This window comes from Bacillus sp. V3B (genome assembly GCF_024494465.1).
GTDB lineage: Bacteria > Bacillota > Bacilli > Bacillales > Cytobacillaceae > Bacillus_BD.
The window spans coordinates 38,230-51,909 of the sequence record NZ_JAETXM010000014.1; the positions used below are offsets into that span (position 1 = coordinate 38,230).

Here is a 13,680-nt window from a genome sequence, read left to right on the forward strand (position 1 = left end):
ATTGGATAATCGTTTAATCTGGTTGGGGTTTGCTATATATGCGGTCATATCTCTTTATATTGCCTACTTATCTCGAAAAGGAAAGGAAACGAGCATGTCAGGATACTTTCTTGGCAACCGCAAAATGAATGGGTTTGTATCCGCATTGAGTTACAGTGCAACCACCTATAGTGCTTTTATGATGGTTGGATTGGCAGGACTGACCTACCGTGGTGGCGTAGGGGCACTTGGGTTTGAAATGATTTATTTTGCTGGAGTCACCCTTGTTGCTTTCTTTGGACCTAGATTTTGGTTAGTTGGGAAAAAATATGGTTATGTAACTCCGTCTGAAATGTTAGGAGATCGTTATGACAATAAGATGGTTGCTGTTGTTATCTCAATTGCCAGTTGTGTTTTTCTTATTCCCTATAGTGCGGTTCAGTTAGCCGGAGTTGGTTACTTAGTAGAAGGGATGACAAATGGGGGGATTTCCTTTACGACCGGAGTCATTATTGCAACAATCTTTGCTATCGTGTTCTCGTTTATCGCCGGAATTCGTTCTGTTATGTGGACAGATTCCTTGCAAGCATTGGTGATGATTGTCGCATCAACGACAGTTGTCATATTGATTATTCAAGGTTTAGGTGGATTTAATGAATTTTTTGGTACTTTAGAATTAGGCTATACTGAAACATTATCAGTACCAGGAAATGGGTTTTGGAGTATTGCAACATTTATATCTATGACAGTTCCTTGGTTATTCTTTAGTCTATCAAACCCACAAGTTAGTCAGCGACTATATATGCCTTCTTCGTTAAAAAGTTTAAGAGGGATGTTAATGGGATTTTTAGTATTTGGATTTATTTATACATTGGTTTCGGTTTTATGGGGATTCTCAGCTTTAATCATGTTCCCTGGTCTTGAAAATCCTGATATTGCTACCCCAAGTTTATTGTCATCAGATCTTGTACCGACCGTTCTTGGAATTATTGTGATGATCGCAATTATCGCAGCAGCTATCTCAACCATTGATTCAATTATGTTGACTCTATCTTCTCTTTTCGCCCGTGATGTTTATGGGAATTTGAAAAGCGGTGTGGGTGAAAAACAACAGCTGAAAGTAGGTAAATTTGTGATGCCGGTGATTGCCATCATGGCCTTTGCTTTTGCTCAAATGCAATTAGACTTAATCGCTGTGTTGTCGGTGGCATCATCCGCAGGATTAACGGTGGCAGTCCCAGCTATTTTCGGAGCGTTTTTTTGGAAAAAAGGAACATCAGCCGGGGTTATATCAAGTGTGGTCGTCGCTGGAATATTAGTCTTAGCTTTGGAATTTATGAAATATAAACCCTTTGGTTTAGGTTCTGGTGTTTGGGGTTTAGTCGTTTCTACTGTTTTATTTATTGTTGTTAGTCTATTCACAAAAGCACCTGTTCATAAAGCAAATGAATTTATGGATTATATTCAATCAGAAATGAGAAATAACTTAAAGTCAAAAAAAAGCACTGAAATTAGAACGACTAAAATATCTTAAACTTAATATAATTCCCCACTTTAGAGAGTCGAGAAGTGGGGGATTATATTAGGAAACCTTTCAACAAGATTAAGAAAGGCGTTATTTTTTCAAAACAGTAGTCACATGATTTCTTTGCCTAATAAACGCCTTACTCTCCAACTCTTTTCATCCGAATCCGCTCCAACATCGCTTCCAACTCATCAGGTTTCAAAAACTCAATCGGTGAAAAACCTTTTTCAAATAGGATTGAATCTGATTCAATCACGGTTACATAGCGCCCGTTTACTTTTGCAATATGAATAGCTTCACCAAAGTCGGAAAGGAGGGCGTTCACTGAGATATGGTCAGCCTTCATTCGCAAATAAATTTCAGGTGTATGCTCGATAATCTGAGCAGCTGCTTCCATGACTTGATTGGTGTCGAGTCGTTCCTATATTTCCCGTTTCGGGCTTGTTGCCCACACTTCCATCTCTGTATCAAACTGTTCTCGTTCTTCGCTTTCTTCTGTATACTCTTCGTAAAAATGTTCCTGTACCATCGAAATGACCTGTGTTTTGACAATTTCAGGCATTGATTCCCCATACTCGACGAATTTTAAGAAGTCCTCAAAGTAGCGGGCATGGGAAGAATGATAGGTATTGTAACTAAGGAAGGAACCTTATATTGCAGTAGGACTTTCATACATGAAAAAAGTCATTTTGGAGCAGATTAACTGTAAGTAAGGAGTGAGCAATTATGAACAATAAAACTGAAAAAATAATTGAAACTTCATCTTGGGTCGTTATGTCTATCCTATTAATTAAATTTGTTCCGAGAAACAGAATTCGGGAAGCCTTGGTTATATTTTCGTTCAAACAAGCTCTAACTTGGTTCTTTGGATTACTGGTGGTTGAGAGGAATTTAATTTCTTATCCTTATCGAATGTTCTTTAAAAAAGCCGTCAGATCAAGCTTTACCTTTGAATTTTTTATTTATCCTGCTATATGCGTGTTGTTTAATTTGTATTATCCTGATAAAAAAAGTAAACTCTTCAAATTCCTTTATTATTGTTTATTCTCATCTATTATCACCTTTTTTGAAATGATTGCTTTGAAGTATACAAGGCTCATTAAGTATAAAAATTGGACTTGGTATTTGACCTTTTCTACTTTATGGACCTTTAATTATCTTTCACGTGTTTATCATCAATGGTATTTTAAAGAAGGTTCAGATAGCTAATCATACATGTAAGACCAGTTTGTGATTCTTCCCAATAGGTTGGATATTTAAATAGACTAAATTGTCCAATATATTGGCAGTAAAAAAGAGCCGTCACTTGAAAATGTTACACATCCAGATGAGGGCTCTAAATTTCTCACTATAATCTTTGCACTTCTTGATCAAACATGTTCTTTTGACGTGTCATAATATCAATCGCTTGATTAGAGATATGACTTAATTCTTGGTATAACTCTTTAGAAGCTTGATTATCTCCTTCTTGCACTTCTTGGAAAATTTGTTCCGCTAATTCTCGCCTTCTATGCCCAATTCCTCTTAACTCCTCACCTAATTGTTCCAATTGATTGCGGTCCATAAAATACCTCCTTATGTAGTTCATGGTTGATTATTTTCATTTAGTGAATCATGATAAATGATTGTAATTGTAAGAAAGATCATGATTTAACTATTTATTTGTATTATAGACGACAAGTCTTAATTTATTCTTCAGCTCTTTTTCAAAAAAATACATTTTCTTAAAAAAATAATATTTCGAAGGCTTCGTACCCGAAATAAAGGCCGAATCCAATGAGAGAAAGACCGGAGGCTATCGAAATCCAAGCAAGGATAGTGGTTGTTAAATATTTACGAAAAGTGCTCGCGAGTAGGGCCATCGTTATGTCCCAAAGAATAATCCCAGAAAAAATAGCGCTGCTGTACAATAGCAACTGATTTGTATCATATGTATGGACCGTTTTGGCAAGGATAGATCCATAAATACCAAGCCAGAAGAGTACGGTTAACGGATTTGATAATGACATGAAGAAACCAGATAGGAATGATTTCGTGATCGATTCTCTTCTCTGTTTTCGTGATTCAGATACCATTTTTCCAACTCCAACGATACATTCAACCCCTGTGTAAACAAGGATAAAAAAACCAAATAGCCATAGAAACGTTTTCACAATGGGGATTTCGAGAAATTGAACAACCCCCATATAGACAGCGATCATGTAGACCATGTCGGCCACCGTGGCACCTACTCCAACCATCCAAGAATGCATAAATCCATTTTTAATTCCTCTGTCGAGCTGGGCTGCATTAATAGGACCAATTGGAGCAGCTAAGGAAAGTCCTAAAAAGAGATAACTTAAAAATATCCCCATGATTTCACCTCGTTTGATAGTACATGCTTGTACAAATTGTATTCAGTTGGACAAGGTTATACGACTACTTTTTCAGATGTGAACAAGAATAAGAACGGCTTGAAAAGCAGAATCTAAATTGATGACAATTACAGGAGGGATAAAGAATGGATGTCAATCGCGTTAAACAGATTCTTTCATCAAAATCTGATGTTGAAGTGAAATATCATGACACATCTGTTTGGATTGATCAATTGAACGAAGATGGAATAACAGTGACCGTTCACCTACGAGGACCACTAGAAGAACGGACAACAGTTCCTATCGCTGAATTGACTGAAGGGTAACGATTTGATTAAAAAATGAAACAAAGAGGAGTCTATTTTGGAGGATCTTCTTTGTTTCGTTTTTTTTACAAATTTCTATGTATGAAGCTAGTTAATTATGGTATTATAAAATAGAAATTTAATTCCGAGTAAGTTCATAGAAAAACTTATTGACATTTGATTGATTTGTGTTAAAATTTTTAAAAATAAGTCTTATCAAAAGCACCAATGGGAATGGACTTAATGAAATTCAACAAATGTGTAACCATCTTGGAAGATTAGGTGAAAAGGTTTATCTAAACCATCTTTCCCAAGTGGAAGTTTTTTCTTTCGCAACGGTTATTAATTTTAACCTGTTTCCGTTTTAATCGAAGGGAGGAGCTAGTTTGGTAGAGATAAAGGAAAATGAGAAAATGTTTGAGCAAGTGCAACAAATGCTTCATCAAATGAAATTTGGATCGATTACGCTTATTGTGCAAGATGGCAAGGTGATTCAATTAGAGAAAGTTGAAAAGGTAAGGATAAAATAGGATTGCTGACTAGATAAACTAGAGGCAGTTTTAACCAAAGATGTATTATCCGGTTAGAGCTGTTTTTTTGAATAAAAAAGATAGCTTAAAACAAAAGCCGCAGTTAAAAAACAGGGACCAAACAAGTATGTTTAGCTTTTGAATGGTTCCAATTGGACACTTCTATTCATATAATAGGGCTATCAAACAACAGTAAAAACGCAGATAAATAGTTTGTTGGGGGTATCGTGATGACAGAGTTATTAACCTATGAAAATTTCGATGAATCTTCACTGATTGAATTTTCACATGAAGATGAAACAAAGGGAGCGCTTGAAGCTTTAAAATGGAGTTATTCCCACTATGGGGAACAGTTAGTCTATGCGTGTAGCTTTGGCATCGAGGGGATTGTGTTGATTGATTTAATTTTCAAAGTTAATGAGAAAGCAAAAATAGTGTTTCTAGATACAGATCTTCATTTTTCCGAAACGTATGAATTGATTGACAAAGTTAAGGCGCGTTATCCTTCTTTACAAATTGAACTGAAGAAACCAAGCTTAACACTCGAGGAACAAGCCAAACAATATGGTGAGGAGCTATGGAAAAGCAATCCAAACCAATGCTGTGAAATTCGTAAAATCCTCCCGTTAAATGAAGTTCTATCAGGAGCTACAGCGTGGTTGTCAGGTTTAAGAAGAGATCAGTCTGAATCACGCAAAAATACCAAGTTTATCAATAAGGATAATCGATTTAAATCCGTCAAAATTTGTCCCCTTATTCATTGGAGTTGGAAGGATATTTGGCGGTATGCACATAAACAGCAGCTTGATTACAATACATTACATGATAATGGATTCCCAAGTATTGGTTGTAAACCTTGTACGAAACCTGCGATAAATGTAGATGATTTACGATCTGGACGATGGACTGGAACGACTAAAGTTGAATGTGGACTCCATGAATAAGAAAAGCACCAGTGCCTCGACCAGTCTCGGTCTTGTGATCTCGAGGGGGTAGGTGCTGGAGCTAGAGAAGAAGAGGTAACCAAATATGACATTGACATACTTAGCAGGCATTGTGGCACTTTTTTTAGCCATGAATATTGGGGCAAGTGGGGCCGCAGCATCGATTAGTGTAGCATATGGATCAGGTGCAATAGACAGTAGAAAAAAAGCCTTACTTTTATGCGGAATTGCCATCTTTTTAGGAGCTGTCATTGGTGGGAGCGAAGTTGTTAAAACGATTGGTTCGGGAATTATTCCGCAAACATTATTAACAGCAAAGATCGTCTTAATTATTTTATCAGCATCAGCCATTTCGCTGTTTATTGCAAATCTACTAGGGATTCCCCTTTCAACAAGTGAAATTACAGTGGGTGCTATTGTGGGTGTTGGGATTGCTCAACAGGCTCTCTATATTAATAATATTCTCGTGATCATTTCTTTTTGGGTGGTTGTGCCAGTTGTTGCTTTTACATTGGCATTCATTCTAGGAAAGGTCATTACAAAAGTGGAATATAAATACCCACAACTACAGGAGAACAAGGCACAAAAGGTACTCACAGTATTTGTGATCATCGTAGGTTTTTTCGAAGCCTTTTCTGCTGGTATGAATAATGTCGGAAATGCAATAGGGCCTTTAGTGGGTGCAAATCTTATCTCGATGAATGCTGGGACAGTACTTGGCGGTTTTTGTATTGCTTTCGGTGCTATGTTTCTTGGTGGTCGGGTGCTTCAAACAAACGCAAAAAAGATTACAAGGTTCAGTTTAATTGAAGGAGGAACGATTTCAGGAATAGGTTCCACCCTTGTCATTACTGCATCAATATTCGGTATTCCGGTTCCGCTCACCCAAGTAACTAGTACAGCAATTATGGGGATCGGTATGGCTAAAAAGGGTAAAAACAAAGTCAATAAACAAGTGATTAGCAAAATTGTAAAAGTGTGGCTAGTCTCACCTGTTTTTTCGTTAGTCATATCTTACGGTCTTGTGAAGTTATTTGTTGCCAGTGATTTATATACGGTTATTGTATTATTGAGTGTAAGTGCTGCTACATTTGGCGTGTTAAGTTTAATTAAAACAATCAAAGAAGAAAATCGCTCTTATTATGATAGTGGTGAAGGAATTTAACCATAAATCATACTAAAATAATAGGTTTACTATAATTAGGAGGAATTTAAAATGGCATTAAGTACACCGCATGGAGGAACATTAATTAATCGTTTGAATGAGCAATATGACGTTTCGGGTCTCGACAAATCTCTAGAGTTAGATATTATTAGTTTAAGTGATTTAGAATTGATTGGAACGGGAGCATACAGTCCGATTGAAGGTTTTCTTAACCAAAAGGATTATGAATCAGTTGTTAATAACATGCGCCTTGCATCAGGTCATGTATGGAGTATTCCAATTACACTACCAATTTCTGAAGAGCAAGCAAGTTCGATTTCTGTTGGTGATGAAGTAAGTTTAAACTTTGCTGGTAAAACATATGGAGTAATCACAGTATCTGATATTTATGTGCCTGATAAAGAAAAAGAAGCCGAGTTGGTTTATGGAACAAATGATCGTGAGCACCCTGGCGTTAATAAACTTTTTGATCGTGGAACAGTATACGTTGGTGGAAGCATAACACTTGTTAAGCGAATTGAACGTGAACAATTTAGCACTTTTTATTTAGATCCAGCTGAAACAAGAAAGGAATTTCTTGAAAAAGGGTGGAAAACTGTTGTTGGTTTCCAAACGAGAAATCCTGTCCACCGTGCACATGAATATATTCAAAAAACAGCTCTCGAAACGGTAGACGGTCTCTTTTTAAATCCACTCGTTGGGGAAACGAAATCAGATGATATCCCTGCAGATGTGAGAATGGAAAGCTATCAAGTACTACTTAAGAATTACTATCCACTTGATCGTGTATTCTTAGCAGTATTTCCAGCAGCGATGCGTTATGCAGGACCAAGGGAAGCCATTTTCCATGCGATGGTACGAAAAAATTATGGCTGCACTCATTTTATCGTTGGCCGCGATCATGCCGGAGTAGGTAACTATTACGGTACATATGACGCGCAAAAAATCTTTAGCCAGTTTACGACAGAAGAGTTAGGGATTACACTCTTATTCTTTGAACATAGTTTTTATTGCACGAAGTGCGAGAATATGGCATCTGCGAAGACATGTCCACATGATAAAGAACATCACGTGATTTTATCAGGAACAAAGGTAAGAGAGTTGTTGAGAAATGAGGAAATTCCACCAAGTACGTTTAGTCGTAAAGAGGTTGTTGAAGTATTAATTGAAGGTTTGAAGCGTCACGCTGTCCAATCATAAAGAATAAGGGGTGTCTGTCTTGAAAAAAAGTACAAATGTCGTTTGGCATGAACAATCATTAACAAAGGAAACTCGCAGAAAGCAAAATGGACATAATAGCTTTGTCATTTGGTTTACTGGCCTCTCAGGTTCAGGGAAATCAACTCTCGCTAATGCGCTAGCGAGCCGTCTATTCAGTGATAATGTCCGAAACTATGTATTAGATGGTGATAACGTCCGACATGGTTTGAATAAGGATTTAGGATTTTCGGAAGAAGACCGTACCGAAAATATTAGAAGAATTGGTGAAGTATCGAAGCTATTTGTGGATAGTGGGCAGGTCGTATTAACAGCATTTATCTCACCATTCCAAACAGATCGTAAGCTTGTTCGTGATTTGTTAGAGGAAAAGGAATTTATTGAAGTTTATGTGAAATGTTCCATTGATACTTGTGAAGAACGTGATCCGAAGGGGCTTTATGTGAAAGCAAGACAAGGGTTGATCAAAGACTTTACAGGAATTAATTCACCTTATGAAGAACCAGAAAATCCTGAAATTGTCATCGAAACCGATCGTACGACAATTGAAGAAAGCGTAGAACAAGTCATTCAGTATTTAAAACAGAATGCTCTGATATAGGAATAAATGGTTTAAAAAACATTCATTTGTAAAGAATGAAATAGAGCTAAACTGGAAGTAGTGGAAGAATAAAAGGCTCCTATCGTTGTTAAAGGCGGGGACTGAATAAGTAAAAAGAAGGAAAAAGAGCTGATGAAATCTGCTCTTTTTCCTTCTTTCATGATTGAAAAGAGGTGGGATAGTGACAAAGGAAGCCATTTTGTATATTTGTCATGGTAGTCGAGTAAGTGAAGCAAGTGAGCAAGCGGTTTCTTTTATACACCAGGTAATGAAAAAAGTAGATTCTCCCATTCAGGAAATTGGCTTTCTTGAGTTGTCCGAGCCAACGATCGCGGAAAGCTTTGAACGCTGTGTGAAAAAAGGAGCAACCAAGATTATAGCTATTCCTATTCTACTTTTGACTGCAGCACATGCGAAAGAAGATATTCCAGAGGAACTTACTAAACTGCAATTGGATTTTCCTTATGTAGAAGTGAAGTTTGGGAAACCAATTGGAGTAAATGAGAAAATGGTTGATCTTTTATTAGAAGTAATAGCTGAGACCAGTATTCCATTAAAGGATGATGCAACCGTATTATTAGTAGGACGGGGGAGTAGTGACCCGGATGTAAAAAGAGATTTAACGATAATCGGTAATTTATTAGAGAAACGATCAGTCATCAAGCGGGTGGAAGTTTGTTTTTTAACTGCTGCTGAACCAAGTTTTCAGGAGGGGTTAGAATGGGTAAAACAGTCTGGTTCGGGACAAGTCTTTGTGATTCCTTATCTCTTTTTTACCGGAATATTAATGAAGAAAATAGAAAAATCATTAGAAGAAATAAGCGAGGATCATGTTACTGAGTTTATCCTATGTCCTTATTTAGGGTATCATCCCATTATTGAAGAAATAATCCATGAGCAAATTATAGAATTACATAATAGTTGAAGCATAAATAAGGATAATTTCTAATGGTTAGTTGTTTTGCATATAGATAAAACATTAAAATGAAAGCAATCGGTATTTTGCGATTGCTTTCATTTTAATTAGAAATTGTATAATTATTTAATAATTCCTAAAAATTATCATACCTAGAATCATCGGAATAATCATACTAAGCCCGACTGTTAAAGTTGGAAAGGGTATTTTCGGGGCAAATATCGTCCCAAATTCTCCGATAAAACCAGCAATGATAAAAGGAATAGCGGATGTCATTTTATTGACCCCAGTCTTTGCATGATACCAAGCATCCCATACGGTATATACATAAAAACCGGGATAAAATAATAAATATCCGAAATTCGTAACTTCTATTGCTTGCTGATGATAGCCATTAAAATCAAGGAAAATGGCTTTGTTTATGTTTGCTGTTATATTATTGTAATGTTCAATGGCTAGTAAGACAACCCCCTTTAGAAACTGCTTATTATACATTTGTCCAAATCCGGGCATTAGAATGGAAAATAATCCTGCGATAATCCTCATGATGTTGTCCCCTATATGTAGATTTCTACCTTAGTTTCCATTTAATTTCCAATAATTATACCTATAATTGGAACATTGTATTGTAACAGTCGAAAACTGTATAAAAACATTTTTTGTACTGTAAGAATAGAACGATGGTTCGCTTCGTTTTCTATGAGTGGAAATGTGGTGATTTGTAGGGATTCAAATAAATTCAGCCTCTAGACGTAGTATCGAATACTTCTTAGTATCCAAATCTTTGCAAACAGGTAGCAATTATGAAGAAGGTCGCTTAAAATGAAAATGAAACTTTCTTTCTTTTTTTTCGTATAAAAAAGGATCACGATTTGATTACGTTTATTAAAAACCATTTGCTAATTGTTTTAAATAGTACTTCAAGAATGATAGACAGGAGTCGATTATTATGAAATCATTTCTTCACTTTTTGTTTCGCTCATTTGCTGCTGCCTCCACTTCTGTTTTTGTATGGTTGATTAGTTTTCTTGCGTTTGATCAAACCTTCCTATTTTCATTATTAGTAGGATTTTTGAGTGGGTCTGCGATTTACTTGTTCCTAAAATGGCTAAATAGTTCTCAGCTTTTACGTGAAAACGGACTGTCCCGAAGAGAATATCAATATATTAAGAAAAACTTAAAAGAAGCCAAGTTGAAAATTCATCGGTTGCAAAAAGCATTATTTCGTGTGAGAAGTCTGACAAATATGAAACAAAACTTTGAAATGCTTCGTGTAGTTAACAAAATCTACATGATTACGAAAAAAGAACCGAAGCGTTTTTATCAGGCAGAGCGTTTTTACTTTACGAACCTTGATTCGATTGTAGAATTAACGGAAAAATATGCTCTTTTACATGCTCAACCAGCTAAAACAGCTGAACTTACCCATTCTTTAAATGAAACTCGGATCATGATGAATAAACTGAATAACTCTTTAGAGAAAGATTTGTACACGATACTAGAAGATGATATTGATCATTTACAATTTGAGTTGGATGTTGCTAAGAAGCAGATTAGTAAAAATCCAATTGAGAAAGATAACAGGGGGCGATGAAACGTGACGGAACGAAAGCCAATTTCTGAAATAGATGACTTATTGGACAATCCTTTTGGTGAATTGGATATAACAAACCAAACAGCCTCACTACAAAAAGAACAGGAAAGACCGATGAGAGTGATAGATACCTTAACGGAAGAAAATAAGCAGAAAGCGCATGGGTTGGCTCAGCAAATTGATCCGCGAAATCATCAAGCCATTACTCTTTACGGGACACAAGCACAATCAAAGCTATTGAACTTTTCCCATTCGATGCTTGAACATGTCCAAAATAAAGATGTCGGTGAAATTGGGGATATTTTAGGGGATTTAATGAAAAAACTAGAGCAGGTAAATCCAGATGAACTTGTTCCAGAGAAACGTAATTTCTTCTCAAGATTATTTGGAAAAATCTCCAGTTCGGTTAATGAAATATTATCAAAATATCAGAAAACAGGAGCGCAAATTGATCGAATTACGGTCAAGCTAGATCATTGTAAAAAAGCGTTAATGACCGATAATATGATGCTTGAACAATTGTATGAAAATAATAAAGAGTATTTTCTCGCTTTAAATGTTTATATTGCTGCGGGTGAAATAAAGCTTGAGGAATTACAAACAGTGACGATTCCAGAGTTAAAGCAAAAGGCTGAAAAGAGTCAAGATCAAATGGATTTTCAAGATGTGAATGATATGATGCAATTTGCTGACCGTCTCGAAAAACGTATGTATGATTTAAAGCTCAGTCGTCAAATCACAACACAAAGTGCACCGCAAATTAGGCTGATTCAAAACACAAATCAAGCATTAGTCGAAAAAATCCAATCTTCGATCATGACGGCGATTCCACTTTGGAAAAATCAAATTGCGATTGCGCTTACTTTAATTCGCCAGCGTTCTGCGGTTGAAGCCCAAAAACAAGTATCGAAAACAACGAATAATTTATTGTTAAAGAATGCGGAAATGTTAAAAACAAATACGATTGAAACAGCGAAAGAAAATGAACGAGGAATTGTTGATATTGAAACGTTAAAGAAAACCCAAGAAAACTTGGTTTCAACCTTGGAAGAAACACTTCGCATTCAAGCAGATGGCCGAACAAAACGCCGACAAGCTGAACAAGAATTAATCTCGATGGAAAATGAATTAAAACAAAAACTATTGAATTTAAAAGGTTAATCAAGCATCAAAACCAGTGTCTGACAATAAAATGGATGGATTGTTTTGTGGAGCACGCCTGTCATCATGCAGGTGTGCTTTTTGTTTGGTTTAGATTTTAGGATTAGGATGAGCTCTGTCGAAATATAATGCAACAATGAAGATTTTTTGCTTTCTTTTTGGTCTGTATGTTGTACATCAGAGGGGGAGAGAAATGAAGGCTTCAAAGATATTCGGTGGGCTGCTTTTTTTTATGATCATGCTGATGCTTACTAGTTGTATGCAAAAGGAAGAAGTAGTAAAAAAAAGCACAGTAGTGGAAGAAAAAAAAGAAGTAGAGAGAGAAACAAAAGAGATTCCGACTGATGAAGAATTAATCGCTGTTTTGCAAGCAAATATTGACACTTTCCATGATAAAGATCTCAAAGCACATATGAAAACAATCCACTCTCAATCTCCAGCATATGATGCGACTGAAAGTGATGTTAAATATCTGATGGACTTATATACGTTAAACATGGAATTAGTCGAAACAGAGGTGATCGAAAAAACGGAAAAAATGGCAAAAGTTGTATACACACAAAGGACAATCAAGTTAGTTGGCCCAGAATTTAAAAATAATGAACTAACAGGTGTTCATACGTTACGTCCGGAAAATGGCGAATGGAAAATCGTTTCAACTGTTGTCGAAACGACAGTGTATTTAGATGAGTTTGGCTTTCCAATGGATGAAAGTATCGAGGTGGGAGGAACCACTGACTATGTATATAGAGGGATTATGGAGCAGTTGAATTTTTTTATTGATACTCGCCAGTGGCAAGAAGCCTATTATGGAGAGGAGGCAGGTTATGCATTAGCCGAGTTTATATTAGCGGGAGAGACCATTGATAGGTGGAGCGAATTGTTTTCTATTCACTTCTTTGAAGATGGTTATACAAATATAGGTGTTGAAAACTATGTAGCGAGTATGGAAGAAACTCTAAGAGCTTCCGTAACAGGAGATATTACTTTTGAGACAGTAGAATTAACGGAAAGCGATGCCGTGTACGAATTTGCGATTGGGAATGATCCGAATGAACTGGACCAACATGAAATTGCTCGCATCTTTGCTTACAACGACCATCTATTTCTTATTCGCTACACAATCCTAGGTCCACCCATGGACGAGGCTTACAAGACAGAATGGATCAATCGCTTAAAACAAGCATCCGTTCTATCAGAAGGTGTGTAACGACAAATGTCTATCTTCAGAATGTGATACAGGATATAAAAAACACGTTGGTAAGCGACGTGTTTTTTATATGAAAACTTATTGAGAAATAATATATAGAAGATGCTAGCTAACTGAGAAATAATATATAGAAGATGCTAGCTAACTTTAAATATTATATAATGAAGAGGAAGGCATT

General features: G+C 36.3%; 15 protein-coding genes and 1 pseudogene. 12 read left to right on the plus strand and 4 right to left on the minus strand.

Annotated elements, in window-relative coordinates:
• Position 1 precedes the first annotated feature (1 nt).
• The gene (locus JMM81_RS15215; RefSeq protein ID WP_256242416.1) at positions 2 to 1,513 is read left to right on the plus strand and encodes a sodium:solute symporter family protein; all 1,512 of its coding nucleotides are present in this window, start codon (positions 2 to 4) and stop codon (positions 1,511 to 1,513) included.
• Between the two features lie 130 nt (positions 1,514 to 1,643).
• On the opposite strand, the pseudogene JMM81_RS15220 reads toward JMM81_RS15215, so the two are convergent.
• Positions 1,644 to 2,129 (minus strand): annotated as a pseudogene (locus JMM81_RS15220) (DUF3898 domain-containing protein); the annotation flags it as partial.
• Between the two features lie 101 nt (positions 2,130 to 2,230).
• Between JMM81_RS15220 and JMM81_RS15225 the strand changes: the two are divergent.
• Complete coding sequence (locus JMM81_RS15225; RefSeq protein WP_256242417.1) at positions 2,231 to 2,713, plus strand: CBO0543 family protein; 483 nt, start codon at positions 2,231 to 2,233, stop codon at positions 2,711 to 2,713.
• Positions 2,714 to 2,852: 139 nt separating this feature from the next.
• Here the strand turns inward: JMM81_RS15225 and JMM81_RS15230 are convergent, their stop codons facing one another.
• Positions 2,853 to 3,068 (minus strand): hypothetical protein, encoded by a 216-nt coding sequence (locus tag JMM81_RS15230; RefSeq protein WP_256242418.1) that lies wholly within the window; start codon positions 3,066 to 3,068, stop codon positions 2,853 to 2,855.
• 160 nt (positions 3,069 to 3,228) lie between these two features.
• Positions 3,229 to 3,858, minus strand: coding sequence for a LysE family translocator (locus tag JMM81_RS15235; protein WP_256242419.1), 630 nt, complete (start codon positions 3,856 to 3,858; stop codon positions 3,229 to 3,231).
• A gap of 146 nt (positions 3,859 to 4,004) precedes the next feature.
• Here JMM81_RS15235 and JMM81_RS15240 point away from each other — a divergent pair, with 146 nt between their 5' ends.
• The 7 genes from JMM81_RS15240 (at position 4,005) to JMM81_RS15270 (ending at position 9,546) form a co-directional block, all read left to right on the plus strand.
• Positions 4,005 to 4,184 carry an H-type small acid-soluble spore protein gene (locus tag JMM81_RS15240; protein ID WP_256242420.1) on the plus strand — a complete coding sequence of 60 codons (180 nt, stop codon included), beginning with the start codon at positions 4,005 to 4,007 and terminating at the stop codon, positions 4,182 to 4,184.
• Positions 4,185 to 4,576: 392 nt separating this feature from the next.
• The gene (locus JMM81_RS15245; protein WP_256242468.1) at positions 4,577 to 4,693 is read left to right on the plus strand and encodes a YezD family protein; all 117 of its coding nucleotides are present in this window, start codon (positions 4,577 to 4,579) and stop codon (positions 4,691 to 4,693) included.
• Positions 4,694 to 4,923: 230 nt separating this feature from the next.
• Positions 4,924 to 5,637 carry a phosphoadenylyl-sulfate reductase gene (locus JMM81_RS15250; protein ID WP_256242421.1) on the plus strand — a complete coding sequence of 238 codons (714 nt, stop codon included), beginning with the start codon at positions 4,924 to 4,926 and terminating at the stop codon, positions 5,635 to 5,637.
• Positions 5,638 to 5,722: 85 nt separating this feature from the next.
• The gene (locus JMM81_RS15255; RefSeq protein ID WP_305367818.1) at positions 5,723 to 6,802 is read left to right on the plus strand and encodes a sulfate permease; all 1,080 of its coding nucleotides are present in this window, start codon (positions 5,723 to 5,725) and stop codon (positions 6,800 to 6,802) included.
• Positions 6,803 to 6,853: 51 nt separating this feature from the next.
• Complete coding sequence (gene sat / locus JMM81_RS15260; protein ID WP_256242422.1) at positions 6,854 to 8,002, plus strand: sulfate adenylyltransferase; 1,149 nt, start codon at positions 6,854 to 6,856, stop codon at positions 8,000 to 8,002.
• Between the two features lie 19 nt (positions 8,003 to 8,021).
• A complete protein-coding gene (gene cysC / locus JMM81_RS15265) occupies positions 8,022 to 8,621 on the plus strand; it encodes an adenylyl-sulfate kinase (protein ID WP_256242423.1) in 600 nt (199 codons plus the stop codon).
• 181 nt (positions 8,622 to 8,802) lie between these two features.
• Positions 8,803 to 9,546, plus strand: coding sequence for a sirohydrochlorin chelatase (locus JMM81_RS15270; protein ID WP_256242424.1), 744 nt, complete (start codon positions 8,803 to 8,805; stop codon positions 9,544 to 9,546).
• A gap of 117 nt (positions 9,547 to 9,663) precedes the next feature.
• Here the strand turns inward: JMM81_RS15270 and JMM81_RS15275 are convergent, their stop codons facing one another.
• Complete coding sequence (locus JMM81_RS15275; protein ID WP_256242425.1) at positions 9,664 to 10,083, minus strand: hypothetical protein; 420 nt, start codon at positions 10,081 to 10,083, stop codon at positions 9,664 to 9,666.
• A gap of 403 nt (positions 10,084 to 10,486) precedes the next feature.
• Between JMM81_RS15275 and JMM81_RS15280 the strand changes: the two genes are divergently transcribed.
• The 3 genes from JMM81_RS15280 (at position 10,487) to JMM81_RS15290 (ending at position 13,502) form a co-directional block, all read left to right on the plus strand.
• Positions 10,487 to 11,131, plus strand: coding sequence for a 5-bromo-4-chloroindolyl phosphate hydrolysis family protein (locus tag JMM81_RS15280; RefSeq protein WP_256242426.1), 645 nt, complete (start codon positions 10,487 to 10,489; stop codon positions 11,129 to 11,131).
• Positions 11,132 to 11,134: 3 nt separating this feature from the next.
• Entirely contained in the window at positions 11,135 to 12,292 is a 1,158-nt protein-coding gene (locus JMM81_RS15285; RefSeq protein ID WP_256242427.1) for a toxic anion resistance protein, read from the plus strand.
• A gap of 193 nt (positions 12,293 to 12,485) precedes the next feature.
• A complete protein-coding gene (locus JMM81_RS15290; RefSeq protein ID WP_256242428.1) occupies positions 12,486 to 13,502 on the plus strand; it encodes a hypothetical protein in 1,017 nt (338 codons plus the stop codon).
• The last annotated feature ends 178 nt before the right edge of the window (positions 13,503 to 13,680 follow it).

Coding starts and splice junctions, on each gene's coding strand:
- JMM81_RS15225 (WP_256242417.1), top strand. CDS start 2,231: ATGAACAATAAAACTGAAAAAATAATTGAAACTTCATCTTGGGTCGTT.
- JMM81_RS15230 (WP_256242418.1), bottom strand. CDS start 3,068: ATGGACCGCAATCAATTGGAACAATTAGGTGAGGAGTTAAGAGGAATT.
- JMM81_RS15235 (WP_256242419.1), bottom strand. CDS start 3,858: ATGGGGATATTTTTAAGTTATCTCTTTTTAGGACTTTCCTTAGCTGCT.
- JMM81_RS15240 (WP_256242420.1), top strand. CDS start 4,005: ATGGATGTCAATCGCGTTAAACAGATTCTTTCATCAAAATCTGATGTT.
- JMM81_RS15245 (WP_256242468.1), top strand. CDS start 4,577: ATGTTTGAGCAAGTGCAACAAATGCTTCATCAAATGAAATTTGGATCG.
- JMM81_RS15250 (WP_256242421.1), top strand. CDS start 4,924: ATGACAGAGTTATTAACCTATGAAAATTTCGATGAATCTTCACTGATT.
- JMM81_RS15255 (WP_305367818.1), top strand. CDS start 5,723: ATGACATTGACATACTTAGCAGGCATTGTGGCACTTTTTTTAGCCATG.
- sat (WP_256242422.1), top strand. CDS start 6,854: ATGGCATTAAGTACACCGCATGGAGGAACATTAATTAATCGTTTGAAT.
- JMM81_RS15275 (WP_256242425.1), bottom strand. CDS start 10,083: ATGAGGATTATCGCAGGATTATTTTCCATTCTAATGCCCGGATTTGGA.
- JMM81_RS15280 (WP_256242426.1), top strand. CDS start 10,487: ATGAAATCATTTCTTCACTTTTTGTTTCGCTCATTTGCTGCTGCCTCC.
- JMM81_RS15290 (WP_256242428.1), top strand. CDS start 12,486: ATGAAGGCTTCAAAGATATTCGGTGGGCTGCTTTTTTTTATGATCATG.